This window comes from Burkholderia sp. S-53 (assembly GCF_025560745.1).
In the GTDB taxonomy this organism is placed as follows: Bacteria; Pseudomonadota; Gammaproteobacteria; order Burkholderiales; family Burkholderiaceae; genus Burkholderia; species Burkholderia pyrrocinia.
The window spans coordinates 158,916-179,035 of the sequence record NZ_CP090484.1; the positions used below are offsets into that span (position 1 = coordinate 158,916).

Annotated in this window: 20 protein-coding genes and 2 pseudogenes; 16 read left to right on the forward strand and 6 right to left on the reverse strand. The window is 68.3% G+C overall.

Annotated elements, in window-relative coordinates; translation table 11 throughout:
* The first annotated feature begins 30 nt into the window (after window positions 1–30).
* The 5 genes from LXM88_RS22900 (at window position 31) to LXM88_RS22920 (ending at window position 2,960) form a co-directional block, all read left to right on the forward strand.
* Window positions 31–1,233, forward strand: a complete 1,203-nt coding sequence (locus LXM88_RS22900) for an amino acid aminotransferase (RefSeq protein ID WP_262544608.1) — start codon at window positions 31–33, stop codon at window positions 1,231–1,233.
* A gap of 162 nt (window positions 1,234–1,395) precedes the next feature.
* Complete coding sequence (locus tag LXM88_RS22905) at window positions 1,396–1,794, forward strand: DUF488 domain-containing protein (protein ID WP_047903326.1); 399 nt, start codon at window positions 1,396–1,398, stop codon at window positions 1,792–1,794.
* A 111-nt stretch (window positions 1,795–1,905) separates the two neighbouring features.
* Window positions 1,906–2,196 carry a DUF1488 domain-containing protein gene (locus LXM88_RS22910; protein WP_262544609.1) on the forward strand — a complete coding sequence of 97 codons (291 nt, stop codon included), beginning with the start codon at window positions 1,906–1,908 and terminating at the stop codon, window positions 2,194–2,196.
* 16 nt (window positions 2,197–2,212) lie between these two features.
* The gene (locus LXM88_RS22915; protein WP_034191426.1) at window positions 2,213–2,452 is read left to right on the forward strand and encodes a hypothetical protein; all 240 of its coding nucleotides are present in this window, start codon (window positions 2,213–2,215) and stop codon (window positions 2,450–2,452) included.
* Between the two features lie 157 nt (window positions 2,453–2,609).
* Window positions 2,610–2,960 carry a metal ABC transporter ATPase gene (locus LXM88_RS22920; RefSeq protein WP_262547106.1) on the forward strand — a complete coding sequence of 117 codons (351 nt, stop codon included), beginning with the start codon at window positions 2,610–2,612 and terminating at the stop codon, window positions 2,958–2,960.
* A gap of 54 nt (window positions 2,961–3,014) precedes the next feature.
* Here LXM88_RS22920 and LXM88_RS22925 read toward each other — a convergent pair whose 3' ends face one another.
* From LXM88_RS22925 to lhpI, 3 genes are all read right to left on the reverse strand, one after another.
* Window positions 3,015–3,794: a helix-turn-helix domain-containing protein gene (locus LXM88_RS22925; RefSeq protein ID WP_262544610.1), complete on the reverse strand. Its 780-nt coding sequence runs from the start codon at window positions 3,792–3,794 to the stop codon at window positions 3,015–3,017.
* A gap of 16 nt (window positions 3,795–3,810) precedes the next feature.
* Entirely contained in the window at window positions 3,811–4,215 is a 405-nt protein-coding gene (locus LXM88_RS22930) for a response regulator (protein WP_262544611.1), read from the reverse strand.
* Between the two features lie 179 nt (window positions 4,216–4,394).
* The gene (lhpI, locus tag LXM88_RS22935) at window positions 4,395–5,330 is read right to left on the reverse strand and encodes a bifunctional Delta(1)-pyrroline-2-carboxylate/Delta(1)-piperideine-2-carboxylate reductase (protein ID WP_262544612.1); all 936 of its coding nucleotides are present in this window, start codon (window positions 5,328–5,330) and stop codon (window positions 4,395–4,397) included.
* A gap of 265 nt (window positions 5,331–5,595) precedes the next feature.
* Between lhpI and LXM88_RS22940 the strand changes: the two genes are divergently transcribed.
* The 10 genes and pseudogenes from LXM88_RS22940 to LXM88_RS22985 form a co-directional block, all read left to right on the forward strand.
* Window positions 5,596–6,333 (forward strand): FadR/GntR family transcriptional regulator, encoded by a 738-nt coding sequence (locus LXM88_RS22940; RefSeq protein WP_034179566.1) that lies wholly within the window; start codon window positions 5,596–5,598, stop codon window positions 6,331–6,333.
* Window positions 6,334–6,454: 121 nt separating this feature from the next.
* Window positions 6,455–7,576: a branched-chain amino acid ABC transporter substrate-binding protein gene (locus LXM88_RS22945; protein WP_262544618.1), complete on the forward strand. Its 1,122-nt coding sequence runs from the start codon at window positions 6,455–6,457 to the stop codon at window positions 7,574–7,576.
* A 66-nt stretch (window positions 7,577–7,642) separates the two neighbouring features.
* Window positions 7,643–8,650 (forward strand): trans-3-hydroxy-L-proline dehydratase, encoded by a 1,008-nt coding sequence (gene lhpH / locus LXM88_RS22950; RefSeq protein WP_065502084.1) that lies wholly within the window; start codon window positions 7,643–7,645, stop codon window positions 8,648–8,650.
* Window positions 8,651–8,824: 174 nt separating this feature from the next.
* Window positions 8,825–11,416, forward strand: a complete 2,592-nt coding sequence (locus LXM88_RS22955) for a penicillin-binding protein 1A (protein WP_262544622.1) — start codon at window positions 8,825–8,827, stop codon at window positions 11,414–11,416.
* Between the two features lie 81 nt (window positions 11,417–11,497).
* On the forward strand, window positions 11,498–12,373 hold the full coding sequence (locus LXM88_RS22960; protein ID WP_262544625.1) for a PilZ domain-containing protein: 876 nt from the start codon (window positions 11,498–11,500) through the stop codon (window positions 12,371–12,373).
* 224 nt (window positions 12,374–12,597) lie between these two features.
* Entirely contained in the window at window positions 12,598–12,927 is a 330-nt protein-coding gene (locus LXM88_RS22965; protein ID WP_262544627.1) for a DUF4148 domain-containing protein, read from the forward strand.
* Between the two features lie 225 nt (window positions 12,928–13,152).
* Window positions 13,153–15,525 carry a ricin-type beta-trefoil lectin domain protein gene (locus tag LXM88_RS22970; RefSeq protein ID WP_318654708.1) on the forward strand — a complete coding sequence of 791 codons (2,373 nt, stop codon included), beginning with the start codon at window positions 13,153–13,155 and terminating at the stop codon, window positions 15,523–15,525.
* 26 nt (window positions 15,526–15,551) lie between these two features.
* A pseudogene (locus LXM88_RS22975) lies at window positions 15,552–15,984 on the forward strand (hypothetical protein); the annotation flags it as partial.
* A complete protein-coding gene (locus LXM88_RS22980) occupies window positions 15,977–16,570 on the forward strand; it encodes an SCO family protein (RefSeq protein ID WP_262544630.1) in 594 nt (197 codons plus the stop codon). The pseudogene LXM88_RS22975 and the gene LXM88_RS22980, both read left to right, overlap by 8 nt.
* A gap of 155 nt (window positions 16,571–16,725) precedes the next feature.
* Window positions 16,726–16,884: pseudogene (locus LXM88_RS22985) on the forward strand (DUF4148 domain-containing protein); the annotation flags it as partial.
* 129 nt (window positions 16,885–17,013) lie between these two features.
* On the opposite strand, the gene LXM88_RS22990 reads toward LXM88_RS22985, so the two are convergent.
* The 3 genes from LXM88_RS22990 to LXM88_RS23000 are packed head-to-tail and all read right to left on the reverse strand — an operon-like array spanning window position 17,014 to window position 19,330.
* On the reverse strand, window positions 17,014–17,907 hold the full coding sequence (locus tag LXM88_RS22990) for a DMT family transporter (RefSeq protein ID WP_262544633.1): 894 nt from the start codon (window positions 17,905–17,907) through the stop codon (window positions 17,014–17,016).
* Between the two features lie 8 nt (window positions 17,908–17,915).
* On the reverse strand, window positions 17,916–18,704 hold the full coding sequence (locus tag LXM88_RS22995; RefSeq protein ID WP_262544634.1) for a DUF2182 domain-containing protein: 789 nt from the start codon (window positions 18,702–18,704) through the stop codon (window positions 17,916–17,918).
* A gap of 23 nt (window positions 18,705–18,727) precedes the next feature.
* Window positions 18,728–19,330 (reverse strand): DUF1326 domain-containing protein, encoded by a 603-nt coding sequence (locus LXM88_RS23000; RefSeq protein WP_262544635.1) that lies wholly within the window; start codon window positions 19,328–19,330, stop codon window positions 18,728–18,730.
* 340 nt (window positions 19,331–19,670) lie between these two features.
* Here LXM88_RS23000 and LXM88_RS23005 point away from each other — a divergent pair, with 340 nt between their 5' ends.
* Window positions 19,671–20,075: a lysozyme inhibitor LprI family protein gene (locus LXM88_RS23005; protein WP_262544636.1), complete on the forward strand. Its 405-nt coding sequence runs from the start codon at window positions 19,671–19,673 to the stop codon at window positions 20,073–20,075.
* The last annotated feature ends 45 nt before the right edge of the window (window positions 20,076–20,120 follow it).

The window sequence follows — 20,120 nt, forward strand, 5'->3', positions numbered from 1 at the left end:
CCATTCTTCCAAACGAGACCGACTCAAGCCATGTTCGAACACATCGACGCGTACCCGGGCGATCCGATCCTGACGCTCAACGAGAACTTCCAGAAAGATCCGCGCGACCAGAAGGTCAACCTGAGCATCGGCATCTACTTCGACGCCGAAGGCCGGATTCCGGTGATGGGTGCCGTGCGTGAAGCCGAAACCGCGCTGCAGCGCGAGAGCGGCCCGAAGCCGTACCTGCCGATGGTCGGCCTGGCCGCATACCGCGACGCCGTGCAGGCGCTCGTGTTCGGCGCCGATCACCCGGCCCGTGCGGCCGGCCGCATCGCGACGCTGCAGACGCTCGGCGGCTCGGGTGCGCTGAAGGTGGGCGCCGATTTCCTGAAGCGCTACTTCCCGGACGCGCAGGTGTGGCTCAGCGATCCGAGCTGGGAAAACCACCGCTTCATCTTCGAGCGGGCCGGCTTCACGGTGAACACGTATCCGTACTACGACGAGGCGACCGGCGGCCTGAAGTTCGACGCGATGCTCGCGGCGATCGACGCGCTGCCGGCGCGCAGCATCGTGCTGCTGCACGCGTGCTGCCATAACCCGACCGGCGTCGATCTCGACGAAGGCCAGTGGGAAAAGCTGATCGACGTGATCGAGACGCGCGGGCTGCTGCCGTTCGTCGACATGGCCTACCAGGGCTTCGGCGCGGGCCTCGATGCGGACGCGTTCGCGGTGCGCGAACTGGCCCGCCGCGGCGTGCCGGCGCTGGTCGCGAACTCGTTCTCGAAGAACTTCTCGCTGTACGGCGAGCGCGTGGGCGGCCTGAGCGTCGTCTGCGAAGATGCGGCCGCGGCCGACCGCGTGCTCGGCCAGTTGGCCGGCGCCGTGCGCTCGAACTACAGCAACCCGCAAACCTACGGTGCGAAGGTCGTCGCGGCCGTGCTCGGCACGCCCGCGCTGCGCCAGCAGTGGGAAGAAGAGCTGTCGGCGATGTGCCGCCGCATCGCGCGGATGCGCCAGTCGATCCACGACGGGCTGCGCGACCACGTCAGCGGCGAAGCGCTCACGCGCTACGTGAAGCAGCGCGGGATGTTCACGTACACGGGCCTGACCGAATCGCAGGTCGACGCGCTGCGCGACGTGCACGGCGTGTACATCCTGCGTTCGGGCCGGATGTGCGTGGCGGGCCTGAACGACTCGAACGTCGGCATCGTCGCCGACGCAATCGGCAAGGTGCTGAAGAGCGGCGTCTGAGCGTCGCGCGCCCGGCGCGCAACGCGGCTGGCCGAACCGGCTGTCTCCCGTCGCGGAGGCAGCCGGTTTTTTGTTGCGCGGACGATGTGCAGGCTGCCCGGCTGACGCGCACGCGGGCCTGGCGGTACGATCACGGCATCGGATACAGGACTGAGGAGCGACATGGGCATCCGGATCATCCAGCTCGGTACGCCACGCGCGGCCGGCGAGGGCCTGCGGATCGGGACGGTGCGGCGGCCGCCGCGCGGCGTGCCGAAGGCGGAATTCGCGTCGCGCAACTACTATGATGTATGGTTGCCGACGCTGTCGCCGAGCCCCGAGCTCGTCGCGCAGGCGCAGGCGGCCGAGACGGACGCCGAATGGAACGCGTTCAAGCGCCACTTCCGCGCGGAGATGGCGCATGGCGATCCTGCGAAGGTGCTGGATCTGCTGGCGGCGTTGTCGGCGACCACCGCGTTCTCGATCGGCTGTTACTGCGACGACGAGCGCCATTGCCACCGCAGCGTGCTGCGCGAGCTGCTCGCGGCGCGCGGCGCGGCGATCGAGCCCGACGCGGGCTGACGCGGAGGCACGAAGCCGTATCGCGATCGTGCGGTGCGGCGAACCGGTTGACGTGGGTCAAGTGCGCGGCCGCGCGCGCCACTATGCTCTCGTCATGGAGCCATCACGACAATGACTGGCGGACAGATGCAGATTACCTTCCCGCCCGAGCCGCCCGAATATTGCGCGCGCGACCTGGTCGTCGCGTTTTCGGCGCTGGTTGACGAACGTTGCGTGCAGTGCGCGGTCACGGCCGAGGCACTGGAAGACCATTTCGGCGCGCCGTCGCTGCTCGAACGCGACCTGCTGGCCGCGTTCGAAGCGCATCGTTCGGCGATCGAGGCAATGGCGCGACGGATGCTCGAAGAAATCGGCGGCCGGCCGGTGCTGCTGCACAGCGGCCACTTCCGGCTCGGCGACTGACATCGCAGGAGGGTGCATGACACTGCAGGGCAACATTCACGAACGCGACTGGTCGGTCGAAGTCGAGACGCGCCCGTGCGAATCGGGCGAATTCCGCTGCCGCGTGTCGGTCGAGCATGGCGCCGGCGCGGCGCGCTTTCATCATACGTTCGAGCACAGCCATGCGTATCCGACCGAGCGAGAGGCGATGATCGAAGGGCTGCGGGCCGGCATGACGTGGATCGAGATGAAGACGTCGCAGGTCTTCAACGTATGAACGAAGCCGCGCCGACAGAGGCGCGGGCAGACGATATCGGCGGGCCAGCGATCGAAGAATCCGCGCCACGCCACGGGAAATGCGCACCGCCGCCTTTCGGCGCGGGCGGTGCATGCAAGGCGGTCGACGAGCGGGCGGCCCCGTCAGGAGAAACGACATGGGCGTGGGCATGCAGATCGCCTGCCTCGGATTCACGGGTTCGGCCGCGGTCGAAGCCGAAGCCGGCGCGCAACTGGTGCGGCTCGAACGGTTCCGCGGACTGATCGACGGCTGTCACCTCGCAATCGAATCGCACGTGGCGGCGGGCGGCGCGCGCACATACGACGTGCGGCTGGACCTGGTGTTTCACGACGCGATCCTCAGGCCGCTGCCGCCGTGCATCGGCGACGACGTGGACGACGCGCTGCGCCGCGCGTTCGGTCAGGCCGAACAGGCGCTGATCGCGTGGCAGGCGGGCGGTAGAAGGGTGATGCTGCGCGACGAGGCGACCGACGGCACAGCCCGGTAACGCATGGGCGTGCGAGGCCGCGCGAACGATCCCGGTGAGTATTTCGGACCGAAATCAGACCCGCGCGAGCGCCTGCGCGTCGATGATGCGCACGCGCTTGCCGCGCGTTTCGACCAGCGCATCGCGATGGAACCGCGAGAACATCCGACTGACCGTTTCGAGCTTCATCCCGAGATAACAGCCGATTTCCTCGCGCGTCATCCGCAGGTTGAATTCGGTCGCCGAATAGCCGCGCGCCTCGAAGCGCGACGACAGGTTCAGCAGGAAATGCGCGACGCGCTGTTCGGCCGACATCGTGCCGAGCAGCAGCATCTGGCTCGATTCGCGCACGATTTCGCTGCTCAGCATCTGGTAGAGGAAATGCTGCATCGGTTTGATCTCGCGACACGCCGCTTCGAGCGCGCCGAACGGGATGATGCACACGACGCTGTCTTCCAGCGCGATCGCGTCGCAGCAGTGCTGGCCGCCGCCGATACCGTCCATCCCGAGCGTTTCACCGGCAATCTGGAAGCCCGTCACGTGTTCGCGGCCGTCGCGATGCATCATCACCGTCTTGAACGAACCCGCGCGCACCGCATAGATGCTCTGGAACGGATCATCGGTGCGGAACAGCGCATCGCCCTGGCGAACGTGCCGGGTCGTGCAGATGATCGCGTCGAGACGGCCGTATTCGGCAGCCGTCAGGTGCGGCGGCAGGCACATCGAACGCATCGCGCAGACCGAGCAGCGCGCGGCGGGATGTTTGGCGGCGTCGGCGCGCGTCACCGCACGAAGCGGAATGGTCGGGCGGGGCGCGATGGCTACGTCGTCGGCGCTGGCGGTGGCTGTGGACATGAGTCACTCCGGCTCGTCAGGGGTGGTGCACGCGAGCGTGCACCAGGGATTCGATGACACGGCACGCGGCGTCGAATTCGACGGTCTTGTCGAAGAAGTAGTCGGCTCCGGCCGTCGCGCATGCCTCTCTGAATGCCGGTGCCGAATGATTCGTCAGCACGATCGTGACGACGCGCGGCGCAGCCTTCGACAGCATCCCGATCAGGTCGAGGCCGCTGCCGTCCGCGAGCCGCAGGTCGACGATCACCACGTCGGCCCGGCTGCTGCGGATCTGCGTCCACGCGTCCTGGCCGTCTTCCGCTTCGCCCACGACGGCGACGCCGCGGATCGCGCCGACGAGCAGCGCGATCCGCTGCCGGACGGCAACGGCGTGATCGACGAGAAACACCCTGAGCGCGGCGGGTGACAGGCTGGCATTCATGCCGGCAGTATCGTGTTGCGCCGCCAAAAATGAAATCGGCCGAATTGGAAGTTGGTGTAGGCCGCTTCGACGCGTTGTAGGGCGTTTCCTACAACGCGTACGGGAAAGTGCCGGAGCACTCGGGATGTTGCGATGCCGCACCGGCGGCGCGCACGCGGCCGGCGGGCCTTGCTGCCGGGTCAGCCGGCCTGGCGCGCGTCCAGTGCGGCGCGGGCGGTGCGGCACGCGGCGAGATCCCACGCGGCGCAGCCGACACTCTTGAACAGCAGCGGTCCGCCGAGCGCGAATGCGCCGCTCAGTACGTCGGCGAGCGACGCGACCTGCTGCCAGTCGACCTGCGCGACGATCAGGTCGCCGGCCTCGTGGCGCGCGCCGGCCGGATCGTCGACGACGAGCCGGCTGCCACGTACCGTGTTCGCATCGATCTCGGCCGCATCCGCGGTGAACGCGCCGACGCCGACCACGAGCCGGCCTTCGCGCGCGGCGTCGCGGTAGACGGGCGTGCGGCTCGTCGTCAGCGTGACGACGACGTCGATCGCATCGGGAATCGCGTCGCCGTCGAGCGGTGCGAGCCGCGGCGCTTGCGCGCGGTGGGCGGCGCAGAAGGCGGCCGCGCTAGCGGCGCTGCTGCCGCGCACGTGAAGGCGCGCATCGGGAAAGATCGCCGCGAGCGCTTCCGCGTGATTGGCCGCCTGCTTGCCGGTGCCGATCAGCAGGATGTCGCGCGGCGCGACGCCATGCAGCGCATCGATGCCGAGCGCGGTGACGGCCGCCGTGCGGCGTCCGGTGACCGTCGGGCCGTCGAGCGCGAAGCGCATCTCGCCGGTGGTCGCGTCGTACGCGGTCACCTGGCCGAGGATCGTCGGCAGCCCGCGCGCGCCGTTGCCGGGGCACACGTTCACGAGCTTGTGGGTCGCAAGGTCGCGCGCGCTCGACGGCATCGACAGCATCACGCCGCCGGCCTGCAGCGGCACGACCAGGCGCTCGGGGCTGACGATCTCGCCCGCCGCGTACTCGGCGACGGCTTGCCTGAGCGTGGCGAGCAGCGCCGGGTAGTCGAGCAGCGCGGCCGTATCGGCCGCATCGAAAACGGGAATCCGGGAAGGGGCGGTCATCGTGTACGTCGCAGGCGTCGGTGAGCGTGGACGACGGGCGCATGACGCGCCCGCCAAAGGGGCTGCCGGGTACCGTGATACAGGGCAGCGTGGATCGAATCTATACCACTTTCAGCCACACCCGCAACCCGGGAAATGAAGCAAAGGGGCGGTTTTGGTTCTAATATCGGTCCAGAAGGGTCGCCGTGGTCTCGATACCCGCACCGCTCCGGTATAGTGCGAACCCATTCCAAGTCCACGCCCGCGACCGGGCAGGAGCCATACGATGATGTCCGCGCGTCCCGAATCACTCGAAGGCGGTTTCAGGCCGCTGCAGATCTACGAGCAGGTCGCCGAGAAGATCCGCGACGAGATTCGCGCGGGGCGCTACGCGGCCGATTCGCGGCTGCCGTCCGAGCGCGAGCTCGCGGTGCTGTTCCAGGTCGGCCGGCCGGCCGTGCGCGAGGCGCTCGGCGCGCTGCAGAACGAAGGGCTGGTGTTTACGAAGCGCAATTCCGGCACTTACGTCGTTGCGTCGCCGCTCGACGTGCTCGCGGAACGCGGCGACATGCGCGCGGCGTCAGAAGCCGACTTCAGCCCGACGTCGACGCTCGACGTGCGGCTGATCCTGGAGCCCGCGATCGCGCGCCTCGCGGCGTCGCACGGCCGCGCCGACCCGGGCGCCGAGCGCTATCTCGCGCAGATGGAAACCATCACCGACGTCGACGATCCGCACCAGCGCGCGCTGTGGAACGAAAGCGACCGGCTGTTCCACCGGCAACTCGCATTGATGACCGGCGACCCGCTGATCGTGAAGATCGCGGACGAGGTCGCGAAGACGATGGACCAGCCGCTCTGGAAGCGCCTGAAGGACGACGGCATCTACGATGCGGGCCGGATCCGGCTCTACGTGTCCGAACACCGGCTGATCTACGAGGCGATCGTATCGGGCGACGCCGATGCGGCCGCGTTCTATGTCGAGCAGCACATCCGCCGCGTGCGGCGCGACATCGCGCCGAAGTGACGGGCGCGGCCTCGTTCTGGTCTGAATTATGACCAGAATCGCGAAAATTATTTTGAAATTGCTTGCGATGTGACCACGCGTGTCCTACATTGGTTTCACACAAAACCAATCAGGAGACATCATGCGAACCCTCGTTACCGCGCTCTCGGTGGCTGTTGCCGCCGGCGCGCTGACTTCCGCGCACGCGCAGGAAGTCGTGATGATCGGCCATTCGGCGCCGCTGACGGGCCCGCAGGCCGCGAACGGCAAGGACAACGAAAACGGCGTACGCCTTGCCATCGATGAACTCAACAAGGCCGGCGTGAAGGTTGCCGGCAAGACCGTCACGTTCAAGCTGGTGTCCGACGACGACCAGGCCGACCCGAAGGCGGGCGTGCAGGTCGCGCAGAACCTCGTCGACAAGGGCGTCGTCGCCGTGCTCGGGCCGTACAACTCGGGCGTCGCGATTCCGGCGTCGCGCGTGTACTCGAATGCCGGCGTGCCGATCCTGCCGGTGGCGTCGAATCCGGCACTCACGAAGCAGGGCTTCAAGAACATCTTCCGGATCGGCGCAAGCGACGAACAGCTCGGCGGCACGATGGGCACGTTTGCCGCGAAGACGCTGAACGCGAAAACCGCGGCCGTCATCGACGATCGCACCGCGTACGGGCAGGGCGTCGCCGAGCAGTTCATGAACGTCGCGAAAGCGAACGGCATCAAGATCGTCGACCAGGAATTCACGAGCTCGTCGGCTACCGATTTCCTCGGCATTCTCACCAAGATCAAGGCCAGCAACCCGGACGTGATCTTCTTCGGCGGCTATGCGGCTCAGGGCGCGCCGATGGCCAAGCAGATGAAGCAGCGCGGGCTGCGCGCGAAGCTGCTGGGCGGCGACGGCATCTGCTCGGCCGACATGGGCAAGGTGGCGGGCGAAGCGGCATCGATCGTCTACTGCGCACAGGGCGGCGTCGCGCTCGAGAAGACGCCGGCCGGGCGCGAATTCCTGAAGAAGTACCACGACGCGTACCACACGGATACGCAGGTCTACGGCGTCAACTACTACGACGGCGCGAAGCTGCTCGCCGACGCGATGGTCAAGGCCGGCACGACCACCGACAAGGCGAAGCTGATCGCGCAGCTCGCGAAGTCGAACTATGCGGGTGTCGCGGGCACTTATTCGTTCGACGCGAACGGCGACTTGAAGGGTGCGCCGACGACCGTCTACGTGATCCGCAACGGCCTGCCCGAGCCGTACGCGAAATAACCCGGCCAGCCTGCCATCGGACGGCGGCCTGGCCGCCGTCCTTCGTTTCAACGCATTCGATCGACCATGAAAATTTCCCGATCCCTTTCCACCGTCGAAGTCCATACGGGCGGCGAAGCGTTCCGCATCGTCACGAGCGGGCTGCCGCGTCTGCCGGGCGACACGATCGTCCAGCGCCGCGCGTGGCTCAAGGAAAACGCCGACGAGATCCGCCGCGCGCTGATGTTCGAACCGCGCGGCCACGCCGACATGTACGGTGGCTACCTGACCGAGCCCGTGTCGCCGAACGCCGATTTCGGCGTGATCTTCGTGCACAACGAAGGCTACAGCGACCATTGCGGGCACGGCGTGATCGCGCTGTCGACCGCCGCGGTCGAACTCGGCTGGGTGCAGCGCACTGTGCCGGAAACGCGGGTCGGCATCGACGCGCCGTGCGGCTTCATCGAGGCCTTCGTCAAGTGGGACGGCGAGCATGCGGGGCCGGTGCGCTTCGTCAACGTGCCGTCGTTCATCTGGCGGCGCGACGTGTCGGTCGACACGCCGTCGTTCGGCACCGTGACCGGCGACATCGCGTATGGCGGCGCGTTCTATTTCTACGTCGACGGCGCGCCGTTCGACCTGCCGGTGCGCGAAGCGGCGGTGGAACGGCTGATCCGCTTCGGCGCGGAAGTGAAGGCTGCCGCGAACGCGAAATACCCGGTCGTGCACCCGGAGATTCCGGAAATCAACCATATCTACGGCACGATCATCGCAAATGCGCCGCGCCATCCGGGCTCGACGCAGGCGAACTGCTGCGTGTTCGCGGATCGCGAGGTCGACCGCTCGCCGACGGGCTCCGGCACCGGCGGGCGCGTCGCGCAGCTGTACCAGCGCGGGTTGCTCGCGGCCGGCGACACGCTCGTCAACGAATCGATCGTCGGCACGATCTTCAAGGGGCGCGTGCTGCGCGAGACGACGGTCGGCGACATCCCGGCCGTGATCCCGGAAGTGGAGGGCAGCGCGCATATCTGCGGTTTCGCGAACTGGATCGTCGACGAGCGCGATCCGCTGACCTACGGTTTTCTCGTGCGCTGATTCGCGGCGCCGATCGGCCGCCGCCGCGCGGCCACCCGGTTGTTGTACCAGGCTTGGCGCGTCGTTCCCGTTGCGGAGCGCGCGCCTTTTTTGCGTGCGAACGGTCGCCGCACCGCGCTGTGTGCGCCGGCGCCGCACCGCCACGGGCCGGCGGGCCGCGCGAGTTTTGGTACGATGCACCCTTTTCAGCCGAGCCCCACCCGCGTGAATCGCCGAAACGTGTCGTCAGTGCGTGACTTCTGTGCCAGTTGGGTCGCGCGCGCCCAACCCGTCGCGGCTGCCGCCGTCGCGAGGGTCAAGCCTCTCGCCGCCGCCGCATGGCACCATCTCCGTCATCCGACGCGCCGCGGCGTGCTGCTGACGGCCGCCGCCGTGCCGTCGCTGTTCGCGCTGTACGTGATCGTGCTGATCCCGTTCACGCCGGGCATCGGCGACATCCGCAAGGCGCGCGTCGACCAGCCCGCGCAGGTGCTGTCCGCCGACGGCAAGCTGCTGGCCGAATTCAAGCCGTCGAACCGCGAGTGGGTGCCGCTCAAGCAGATCTCGCCGCACATGGTCGACGCGCTGATCGCGACCGAGGACCATCGCTTCTACGAGCATCACGGCCTCGACTGGAAACGCACCGCGTCGGCCGCGCTCCATACGTTCTCGGGCAGCCGCCAGGGCGGCTCGACGATCACCCAGCAGCTCGCGCGCAACCTGTATCCGGACGAGATCGGCCGCGCGCCGACGCTCACGCGCAAGATGAAGGAGGCGATCACCGCGCTGAAGATCGAGGCCGTCTACAGCAAGGACCAGATCCTCGAGACCTACCTGAACACGGTACCGTTCCTGTACAACGCGTACGGCGTCGAGATGGCCGCACGCACCTATTTCGACAAGTCGGCCGACGAACTCGACGTGCTCGACAGCGCGACGCTCGTCGGGATGCTGAAGGGCAACAGCTACTACAACCCGGTGCTGAATCCCGAGCGCGCGCTGCAGCGGCGCAATACGGTGCTGGGCCAGATGGTGAAGTACGGCAAGCTGTCGGCGGCGCAATTCGCGCAGTTGCAGCGCCGGCCGCTGCGCATCGATTTCGAGCGCCAGAAGGAGCCGCCGGGGCCCGCGCCGCATTTCGCGCAGCAGTTGCGCAAGTGGCTGATCGCGTGGGCCGACCGCAACGACTACAACATCTACTCGGACGGCTTGATCGTGCGCACGACGATCGACTCGCGGCTGCAGCAGATGGCGACGCAGGCGCTCACGCTGCAGGGCAATCAGTTGCAGGGCATCGCGAACAACGCGTGGAGCGGCCGCGACGGCTGCGGCACCGACAACGAGGTGTTCCGCACCTTCATGCGCGAGTCGCCCGAGTACAAGGCCGCGCAGGACGCCGGCAAGGACGACGCGGCCGCGATGAAGCTGCTCGCGGCCGACCGCGGCTTCATGCGCGCGCTGTGCAAGACGAAGACCGACGTACAGGCCGGCTTCGTTGCGATCGATCCGCGCGACGGGCAGATCCGCGCCTGGGTCGGCAGCCGCGACTTTACCAACGAGCCGTTCGATCACGTCGCGCAGGCGCGGCGCCAGCCGGGCTCGACGTTCAAGCCGTTCGTCTATGGCGCCGCGTTCGCGAGCGGGATGACGCCGGACGACACGTTCATCGACCAGCCGGTCGAGATCCCGCTGAAGGGCGGCGAGATCTGGCGGCCGAACGACGACGTGCCGCCGACCGGCAAACCGATGACGCTGCGCGACGCGGTCGCGCTGTCGCGCAACCGGATCACCGCGCAGGTGATGGAGAAGGTCGGGCCCGCGGCCGTCGCGCGGCTCGCGCGCGACATGGGCGTGCGCGAAAGCCCGCTCGAACGCGTGCCGTCGCTCGCGCTCGGCACGAGCCCGGTCACGCTGAAGGAGATGGTCGCGTCGTACGCGACGATCGCGAACGGCGGGCTGTACGTCGAGCCGCAAATGGTGACGCGCATCGAAAACCGCCAGGGCGACGTGCTCGCCGAATACGCGCCGGCGCCGCCCGAGCGCGCGTTCGACGCCGAAACCGACAAGACGCTGCTCGACGTGATGCGTGATGTCGTGACGCGCGGCACGGGCGGCAGCATCCGCACGCGCTTCGGGATCCGTGGCGACGTGGCCGGCAAGACGGGCACGACGCAGGACAACGCGGACGGCTGGTTCATCCTGATGCAGCCGGGCCTGGTCGCCGGCGCGTGGGTCGGTTTCGACGACGGCCGCGTGACGCTGCGCAGCGATTACTGGGGGCAGGGCGCGCACAGCGCGCTGCCGATCGTCGGCGATTTCTTTCAGCGCGCGCAGCGCGCCCGGATCGTCGACACGAAGGCGAAATTCGATACCGAGCCGTCGCCCGGCTGGTTCGCGTCGCTGCGCGAGCGTGCGACGGATCTGTTCGACACGTGGTTCAGGACCGAGCCGAAGAAGACGCCCACACCCGTCAGGACGCAGCGTGTCGAGCCTCCATCGGAAGCCGACGAAGGCGCGGCATCGGCCGCGTCGGCGGCATCGGCGCCCGAAGCGGCGTCCGGCGGCATCGTCGAGGAATGGATACCGGCATCTGAAGTGGCCGCATCGGCCGCGGCACTGTCGGCCGGCGCATCGCAACCGCAGCCCGCACCGCCGCCGGCAGCGGGCGCGAGTACGACGAGCGGTGTCGGCTCGGGCACCGGCGCCGCACCGGCAACCGCACCGTCCGCCACGCCGACCCAGCCGCCCGCGCCGGTCTCCCCCGACACGACGGGGGCCTCTCAGTAACGGAGCCGTTCAGATTTCGCGCGAAGCTGCCGTAATCACGTTGTCACGACAGCTCGCGCGGTCGCGCCGCGCGCCTCTCCGATGCGACTTCCCAGCGACTATGTCGCGCTCGTGCGCGACGATCTCTGCGCCGGCGTTCCGCTCGGCTTCGATCTCTACGATGCCGACGGCGCCGCGCTGCTGCCGGCCGGCACGACACTGCGCGATGCCGCGCAGCATGCTTTCCTGTTCGATCATTTCCGGCCCGTGCGCGTGCGCGATGACACCGAAACCGATCCGCGCGGCCCCGGTGCGGTGCCGCCCGCCACGCGCATGGGGTTGTCGGCCGGCGCCGCGATCGGCATCCGCCGCCGGGTCGGCACGACACGCACGCTGCAGCGCTGCCGGCTGATCGGGGTCGCCGCGTCGGGCGCACTGTTCGTCGAGCCGCAGCCGGCGGCCGTGCTCGAATTCGCGCGCGGCGACGACATCGAGGCAGTGGCGATCGGCCGTGCCGCGGTGTCCCGGTTCGGCGCGACGGTCGAGTCGGTGCAGACGTCGGGTGCCGCGCCGTTCATGATCCTGTCGCCGCCGGGCTTCGTCGACAGGCTGCGCACGCGCGCGGAGCCGCGCGTGCCGGCGCGGATCGCGGCCTGCTGCACCGGTGGAGCGGATGGCGCGGAAAGCATCGGCATGGTGCACGACATCAGCCTGAGCGGGCTGTCGGTCGCGTTCGACCGGACCATCGCCGCGGCCGGCGAGCCGTTGCGCGTGCTGCTGCCGTACGCGGCCGGCGACCGCGTCGAATGGCTGGCGCTCGAAGGTACGGTACGGGCCGCGCATGCCGATCCGGCGGCGCCGGCGCTGACGCTTCATCACGCCGCATTCGACGAGACCGGCGCCGACGACCTGGTCCGCCTCAAGGCACTGTTGTTCGACAGGCTGATGGCGGCAGCGGACGCCGACCCGCTGCGCTGACGCGCTGGCAGCGCGCGCCGAATGCCGTATCACCGCATTCGGCGCATGAGTGCCGATAATCATCTGATGAATATGGCTATTCCCGCGAGATTGTACTTTTTCCGTCAACAGTGAATTTGCGATTTAAGTATTTACCCTGATAGCCACGCCTCCTAGACTTCTACTCATGCGCAACGACCCCGAGTCCGAAGCGCCTGACAAAACAATCCTGGAGGTAACGCATCATGAAATCGCTGATCAAGGCAGTTGCACTGGCCGCTCTCGTTGCTGCACCGGTCGTCTCGTTCGCCCAATCGAACCAGCAGCCGCTGACGCGCGCGCAAGTGCGCGCCGAGCTGGCCCAGCTCGAAAAGGCCGGCTACAACCCGAACGACTGGATGAACTACCCGGAAAACATCCAGGCCGCCCAGGCAAAGATCGCCGCCGCGCAGAACACCGGCGCACAAGCCGACGCAACGGGCTACGGCGCGAATGCAGCCGCGACGTCGCAGTCGGGCCAGCGCGTGGTCGTGCCGGCCGCCGCCGATCGTACGTCGGTGTACTTTGGCCACTAAGCCGGTGGCCGGATAGCGGCCTTCGGGGCCGCGGCCAAAGTGGTATCGAAAAGCCCGCGCTCGTGACGAGTGCGGGCTTTTTTGCGTCGTCTCCATTGAGTGGCCCACCGTACATCCCGATCCAGGTGTTCGACGTTTTAATACGACCGGAAATTAAAACGGGACCATGGGGGGATCATGCAAGTGTCTGGGCTTGCCTGGAGACAGGCGTTCTTGTGCGTGTGCGTGTCGATTTTCGTTGCGTGGCTGCCGTCGAGCGCCGCGGCGGCCGTCACGGCGTCTTATTCCGACATCGTGTCGGCGGACAGCGGGCAGTGCGTCGCGATTGCGGGCAACTCGGCCGCCCCCGGCGCGGGCGTCGTGCAGGTCTCGTGCGCGGGACAGGGCAACACGACGTGGTCGTTCGTGCCCGTCGGCGCGAATTATCACATCGTGTTGCAGGGCAGCGGCCTGTGCCTGAACGTGCCGGGCAGCTCGCGTGCCATCGGCACGCCGCTTATCCAGTATCCGTGCCAGGGCGACAACCTGACCAACGACCAGTGGACCATCACGGCCGTCGGCGCAAGCTACCGGATCGTGTCGGTCTTGAGCGGCATGTGCTTGAACGTCAACGGCGGCTCGCGCGCGTCGGGCGCGCAGTTGATCCAGTATCCGTGTCAGGGTGCGACCGCGCTGAACGACCAGTTCAACCTGTATCTGCCGGTCGCCGCATTCTCCAACATCGTGTCCGCGAGCAGCGGTCGTTGTCTGACGGTCAGCGGCAATTCGACCAATGCGGGTGCCGCGATCGTGCAGGGCGCGTGCTCGACCCAGAGCAACGCGGGCTGGTCGCTGCTGCCGGCCGGCAGCGGCTATCACGTCGTGTCCCAGCGCACCGGGCAGTGCCTGAACGTGTCGGGCGGCACGGGAGGGAGCGGCACGCCGGTGATCCAGTATCCGTGCCAAAGCGATGCGCAAACGAACGACCAGTGGACCGTCGCTGCCGCGTCAGGCTCGAACTACCGGCTGGTGTCGGTTGCGAGCGGCATTTGCCTGAACGTGAGCGGCGGCGCGCTCACGGACGGCGCTGCGCTGGTCCAGTACCCGTGCCAGGGTGCGACCGCGCTGAACGACCAGTTCACGCTTGGCCTGCCGCAGAGTTTCCCGGTTACGCTGCCGTCGGCGTGGAGTGCCGTCATCCCGCTGCCGGTCAATCCGATCGGCATTGCGAACGTGCCGAACGGCAAGCTCGTGATGTGGTCGGCGGACCAGACCTTCAGCTTCCAGAACGACGTCGGCAACACGGCTACGCAGACGCAGACAGCGCTGTTCGACCCCGCGACGAACCGGGCGACTCAATTCCTGGAGACGTCCGCGGGCTCGGACATGTTCTGCCCGGGCACGGCGATGCTGTCCGACGGCAGGTTGCTCGTGAACGGTGGCGACAGCAGTCCGAAGACGACGCTGTACGACTGGAACAGCAACACGTGGAGCGCATCGGCGACGATGAACATTCCGCGCGGCTATCAGGGCGACACACTGCTGTCGAATGGCTCGGTGCTGACGCTTGGCGGCTCGTGGAGCGGCGGCCAAGGCGGTAAGAGCGCGGAAGTCTGGAACGGCGCCAACTGGACGGTGCTGTCCGGCGTGCCGGAAACCGGCATCGTGGGTCCGGATCCGCAAGGCATCTATCGGGGCGATAACCACCTGTGGCTGTTCGCGCAGAGCAACGGCAGCGTGTTCCACGCCGGCCCGAGTGCGCAGATGAACTGGATCTCGACCAACGGCAGCGGCACGATCCAGTCCGCCGGCACGCGCGGCGCCGATCCTTACAGCATCAACGGCACGGCGTCGCTATACGACATCGGCAAGATCCTGAAGGCCGGTGGCGCGAAGTCGTACCAGCAGAACGGCAGCGCGTCGAGTTATGCATCGAATGCGGTCTACCAGATCGACATCACGCGCGGGCCGAACCAGCCGGTCACGGTGCAACGCCTGAACGGGATGACCTACCAGCGCGCGTTCGCGAACAGCGTCATTCTGCCGGACGGCAGCATCGTGATGATCGGCGGCCAGAGCTTGCCGATGCCGTTCACCGACACCACGGCGATCATGGTTCCGGAGATCTGGAACCCGAAGACCCAGCGCTTCAATCTGCTGAAGCCGATGCAGACGCCGCGCACCTATCACAGCACGGCGATCCTGCTGCCGGACGGCCGCGTGTTCGCGGGCGGCGGCGGGCAGTGCGGCACCGGCTGCGTGAACAATCACCTGAACGCGGAGATCCTCACGCCGCCCTATCTGCTCAATGCCGATGGCTCGCCGGCCGGGCGCCCCGCAATCGCGAGCGCGCCTTCGGCGACGAGTCGCGGCGCATCGATCGAGGTCGCGACGCGCGGTCCGGTCGCGTCGTTCGTGCTGATGCGCCTGTCGTCGGTGACGCACACGACGAACAACGATCAGCGCCGCATTCCGCTGTCCATCGTCAATGCGAGCGGGACATCGTACCGGCTCGCGATCCCGTCGGACGCCGGCGTGGTGCTGCCCGGCTATTACATGCTGTTCGCGCTCGACGCGAACGGCGTGCCGAGCGTGTCGACGTCGTTGCAGATCTCGTGACGCCGCATCCGCGATTCGGGCGGCGCGTGGCGGCGCGGCTGGCAGGCGCGTGCGTCGCCATGGCGATGTACGGCGGCAGCGCCGCCGCGGCCGGCGATGCCGCCGCGCGCGGTCAGGCGCTCTTCGACGGCGCCGCGCCGCTGCAAGGGCGGCTGTCGACGCATCCGGACAGCCTGCCGCCGCCTGTGGTGCGCTGCGCGAACTGCCATGCGGCGGGCGCGGGGCCAGCCGTGCCGAACTCGCTTGCGCCGCGTCTCACGCACGACTGGCTGACTGCGCCGCGCGGCCGGCGCGGCGGCCCGCTGACGCGCTACGATCGCGACGCCTTCTGCGTGCTGCTGCGCACCGGCCTCGATCCGGCCTATGTCCTCGTCAACGTCGAGATGCCGCGCTACACGCTCAATGAACGCGACTGCACCGCGCTCTGGCGATATTTGAACGGAGGCGGGGCATGAGCGCGCTCGACGCGCACGCCCGTCGGCGGCGCGCGTGGCTGACGGCGGCGCTTGCGCTGGCGGCGCTGCGACCGGGCCCGGCGCCTGCCGTGCCGATCGTCGGCTATCACGGCGGGCGCGTCACGCCGCCTGTACCGGTGCCGGACGTACCGGTACACACCGCAGACGGCCGCGCGACCCGTTTGCACGCGCTGCTGAACGGCCGGGTGACGGCATTGCAGCTATTTTTCACCGGTTGTTCGTCGACCTGTCCTATCCAGGGCGCCGTGTTCCAGCGCGTGCAAGGATTGCTGGGGCCGCACAGGCACCCCGACGTGCAGTTGCTGTCGCTTAGCATCAGTCCGTTCGAGGACACGCCCGCGCGGATGCGCGCGTGGCTCGCGCGCTTCGATGCGAGGCCGGGCTGGATCGCGGCCGCGCCGGAACCGAAGGATGTCGACACATTGCAGGCGCTGTTTGGCGGCGGCCTCACGGGACTCGACAATCACAGCACGCAGGTCCAGGTGATCGACCGGGCTGGCGCGCTGATCTGGCGGACCTACGAATTGCCGTCGGCCGAATCGGTCGCGGACATCTTGCGGCGCCCGTGAGCAGCGCGCCGAAGATGTCACGCACTTGCGCGTCGTTGATCGCGCTCTGATTTTGCCGCCATGAAGCCGCGTCGATGGGCGGCGCGCGCGACTTCACCATGCCGTGGGCGAGCGCTGCCGGACGGCCCGTCCACGGGGCGCATCGCGCCGGCCGACAATCTGCGCAGGCAAGAATCGCCGCCGCGCAGAACACCGGTGCTCAAGGCGACGCAACGGGCTGCGGTGAGAAGGCAGCCGCGACGTCGCAGTCGGGCCAGCGCGTGGTGGTGTCGGCCGCCGCTGATCGAACTTCGGTGTACTTCGGCGGCCAGTAAGGCGGTCGGCGCCCGAGATGGCGCCCGGTTTGCCGCTTCCCCCGAAACCCGTGCACGGTATCCGTGGACTGGTTTTTCATTTCTGCATGCGCGAATGCGCCGGGGCGAGCGCGGTCCGCCTGCCTGCCGTTACGGCGTGGTACCCGCACGGCGGGCACGGGTCGCGAGCACCGCCGCGACGCCACCGAGGATGGCGGCCGATGCAAGCGCGAGCCGCCAGGTCGGCTGTTCCGACAGGAGCAGCACGGCGCCGCACGCGGCGATCGGCGGCACCGACAACTGGATTGCCGCGGCGCGCATGGCCGTGAGGTGCCGCAGCGCGGCATACCAGACGACGTAGCCGAGGCCCGATGTGAGCGCACCGGAAATGACCGCAAGCGCGACGCCGGCCGGTGTCACGTGCGTGCGGGCGGCGAGCGCGACGCTCAACGCGAGCGCCAGCGGTGCGGCACGCAGGAAATTGCCGGCGGTCGCCGCGACCGGATCGACAGGCTTGCGGCCGCGTATCGAATAGATGCCCCATGCAACGCCGGCGGCCGTCATCAGCGCGGCGCCTTGTGGCGTCGGCGCTGCGAGCCCCGGCGACACGAGATACAGCAGCCCGCCGAGCGCGACGCCGAACCCGGCCCAGCCTGCCGGGGCGAACCGTTCGCCGGCGCGCCATCCCGCCGCGAACATCGTCAGTTGCACCGCGCCGAACAGGATCAGCGCGCCGGTTGCGGCACTGACGGTCAGGTACGCGAACGAGAAGCACGCGACATAGGCGAACAGCATCGCCGCCGCGGGCCAGTCCGCGGGCGGGGCGGGCCGTCGCGCCCCTGCGCGCGCGACGATCGCGAGCATCAGCGCGCCCGACACGAGGCGCACGCTGCCGAAGCTGGCCGCGTCGATCCGCCCGGCCTGCAGCGCGAGCCGGCACAGCAGCGAATTCGACGCGAATGCAAGCATTGCGACGGACGTCAGCGCGGCCACCCGCACGCCTGGCCGCACGTGCAGCGCGAAGGCGGAGGCGGGCGGGCGCATCGCGGGCCTCACGCGTGGTTCGCGACGATCAGCACGGCCACGCCGAACAGCGCGGCGCCGAGCGGCGCCGTGAGCTGACGTCCCCACACTGCATTCTTTTCGATGGCCATCAGCGCGGCCAGCGACAGCATCCAGCCGAGACTGCCGGCGCCGACGACGAACATCAGCAGCATCAGCGCCCAGCAGCACCCGACGCAGAAGAGCCCGTGGCTTGCGCCCAGCGCAAACGCGTGCCGCAACGGCGTGCGGCCGCGCCAGCGGCTGATCACGAAACCGAAAGGGGTGCGGCAACGATCCAGGCAGTGTTCCTTCAGCCTGCTGAACTGAAATGCGCCGGCGAGCGCGAACACGGCCGCGCCGATCAGCCAGCCGCGCCACGCTAGCGCCGGCACCTGCGCGACGCCCATCAGCACCAGCGCATGCAGGCCGTGCGCGACGAGGCCGAATCCGCTCCACACGACGACGTAGCCGACGCCGACGAGCGCGAGCAGGCGCGTCTGGTCCGGGCGGTTCGAGACGACGCGCGCGAACGCGTCGAACAGCGACAGCGTCGTCGGCAGCATCATCGCCAGGATCATCAGGGTCCAGGCGGCCGCGTCGAGCACGGCCGGCAGCCATAGCGAGCCGCCCGGCAGCGCGCGACACAGTGCGCTGAACGGGTCGGAGGCGCCACCGTCGCCGTGCTCGAGATAACGCCCGTACGGACTGCGTGTCCACGCCCACAGCGTGACCCACGCGAACGCAACGAGGCTCGCGAGCACGAGCGGAAACAGGCGCCGGTGCAGCGACGCTGCCATGGCCGTTTCCGTGCGATCGCGATTCACGCGTCGAACAGGAACGTGCTCTGCAGCGCGTTGTGATTCTTCAGATCGACGTCGATGCCGATCGCCGCATTCTTCGACCGGTAGACGGGCGCCTTGCCGACGAACACCGGTGCGCCGGGCACCGTCGAGAACACGGTGTCGGTCAGCGTCGTCTGCGCGCCGCTCGGGCCCAGGTACGGCTCGAGTTCCGCGTGATAGTCGGTGCCGATCGACAGCGTGCCGCGCGCGCCCTCGACGTCGAACCTGATCGGTGCGCGCTCGATCGACACGACCTTGCCGATCAGTTTCGCGAGTTCGGCGATCGGGCCGCCGGCCTGTCCCGTGTAGACCTTGAGGAGCGCCTGCTCCTGCTCGTCGGACGCCGTGTCGCTGACGTAGATCGCGGCCGTCCAGTTGCCTTGCAGGATATTGCCCGGCACACGGCACACCGCGGCGATCGTGTTGCCGCCGACGTCGACGCCGTCGACGGTGCCCTTGTCGACATGCCAGGCGACGATGGTGTCGCACACGCCGAAATCCGGATCCTCGCCGATCCAGCACGGGCACAGTACGCGACAGTTGCAGACCTCGAGCAGACGGCCTTCCAGGTGATAGCTCATGATTTCCTCCAGAGAGCGACGGCGATTGCGCGGTCGCAGGGCAGAGGAAACCGGCTGACGGAACGTCAGGCCCGCTCGGCGGCACGAACGCGAAATGCGCTGAAGAACGCGCGGAAGCGGGACGGGATGGATGCGATAGCGCGGGCCTGAAGCGGCGTATCGATTTTCCAGTGTAGGCGCGCGCGGACGATATGCAAGCCGGCGCGCGAGCATGATGCCGGCTGACAAGCGAACGCGCGTGCGCTAGCATCGCGGACGGTGTCGCCGCGCGCCGAGGCGCGGCAGGGGCGTCAGGCTCCGCACCGGCTTCCACGACATCAACGAACAACAAGGAGCATCCATGCGTGTCTTGACCGGTCTGCTGTGCTCGCTGGCGCTGGCGGCGAACGTTGCCCATGCGCAGGCGAATTGTGCGGACGCAACGGATCAGGCGACGATGACGGCATGTGCCGATCGCGCGTACAAGAAGTCCGACGGGGACCTGAACCGGACCTACCAGGCCGTCACCGCGCGCCTGCGCGATGCACGGCCGCTTGCCGACAAACTCGTGAACGCGCAGCGCGCGTGGATCGCGTACCGCGACGCCGAATGCGGTTTCTCCAGCGCGAATGCGGAGGGCGGCAGCGTCTACCCGATGGTCGTGTCGACCTGCCTCGACGATCTGACGAAAGCGCGTACCGAAACGCTGAAGAGCTATCTGTCCTGCGAGGAGGGCGATCTCGCGTGCCCGGTGCCCGGCAAGTAAAGTCATGCACCGATTGACCGGCCGCATGCCGCGCGGCCGGCCAAG

Bases quoted from the DNA above. Each gene is read 5' to 3' on its own strand.
- LXM88_RS22945 (WP_262544618.1), top strand. From the start codon at position 6,455: ATGCGAACCCTCGTTACCGCGCTCTCGGTGGCTGTTGCCGCCGGCGCG.
- LXM88_RS22925 (WP_262544610.1), bottom strand. From the start codon at position 3,794: ATGTCCACAGCCACCGCCAGCGCCGACGACGTAGCCATCGCGCCCCGC.
- LXM88_RS22900 (WP_262544608.1), top strand. From the start codon at position 31: ATGTTCGAACACATCGACGCGTACCCGGGCGATCCGATCCTGACGCTC.
- LXM88_RS22940 (WP_034179566.1), top strand. From the start codon at position 5,596: ATGATGTCCGCGCGTCCCGAATCACTCGAAGGCGGTTTCAGGCCGCTG.
- LXM88_RS22910 (WP_262544609.1), top strand. From the start codon at position 1,906: ATGACTGGCGGACAGATGCAGATTACCTTCCCGCCCGAGCCGCCCGAA.
- LXM88_RS23000 (WP_262544635.1), bottom strand. From the start codon at position 19,330: ATGAGCTATCACCTGGAAGGCCGTCTGCTCGAGGTCTGCAACTGTCGC.
- LXM88_RS22930 (WP_262544611.1), bottom strand. From the start codon at position 4,215: ATGAATGCCAGCCTGTCACCCGCCGCGCTCAGGGTGTTTCTCGTCGAT.
- LXM88_RS22995 (WP_262544634.1), bottom strand. From the start codon at position 18,704: ATGGCAGCGTCGCTGCACCGGCGCCTGTTTCCGCTCGTGCTCGCGAGC.
- lhpH (WP_065502084.1), top strand. From the start codon at position 7,643: ATGAAAATTTCCCGATCCCTTTCCACCGTCGAAGTCCATACGGGCGGC.
- LXM88_RS22905 (WP_047903326.1), top strand. From the start codon at position 1,396: ATGGGCATCCGGATCATCCAGCTCGGTACGCCACGCGCGGCCGGCGAG.
- LXM88_RS22915 (WP_034191426.1), top strand. From the start codon at position 2,213: ATGACACTGCAGGGCAACATTCACGAACGCGACTGGTCGGTCGAAGTC.
- LXM88_RS22955 (WP_262544622.1), top strand. From the start codon at position 8,825: ATGCACCCTTTTCAGCCGAGCCCCACCCGCGTGAATCGCCGAAACGTG.
- LXM88_RS22980 (WP_262544630.1), top strand. From the start codon at position 15,977: ATGAGCGCGCTCGACGCGCACGCCCGTCGGCGGCGCGCGTGGCTGACG.
- LXM88_RS23005 (WP_262544636.1), top strand. From the start codon at position 19,671: ATGCGTGTCTTGACCGGTCTGCTGTGCTCGCTGGCGCTGGCGGCGAAC.
- LXM88_RS22990 (WP_262544633.1), bottom strand. From the start codon at position 17,907: ATGCGCCCGCCCGCCTCCGCCTTCGCGCTGCACGTGCGGCCAGGCGTG.
- LXM88_RS22960 (WP_262544625.1), top strand. From the start codon at position 11,498: ATGCGACTTCCCAGCGACTATGTCGCGCTCGTGCGCGACGATCTCTGC.
- lhpI (WP_262544612.1), bottom strand. From the start codon at position 5,330: ATGACCGCCCCTTCCCGGATTCCCGTTTTCGATGCGGCCGATACGGCC.
- LXM88_RS22965 (WP_262544627.1), top strand. From the start codon at position 12,598: ATGAAATCGCTGATCAAGGCAGTTGCACTGGCCGCTCTCGTTGCTGCA.
- LXM88_RS22920 (WP_262547106.1), top strand. From the start codon at position 2,610: ATGGGCGTGGGCATGCAGATCGCCTGCCTCGGATTCACGGGTTCGGCC.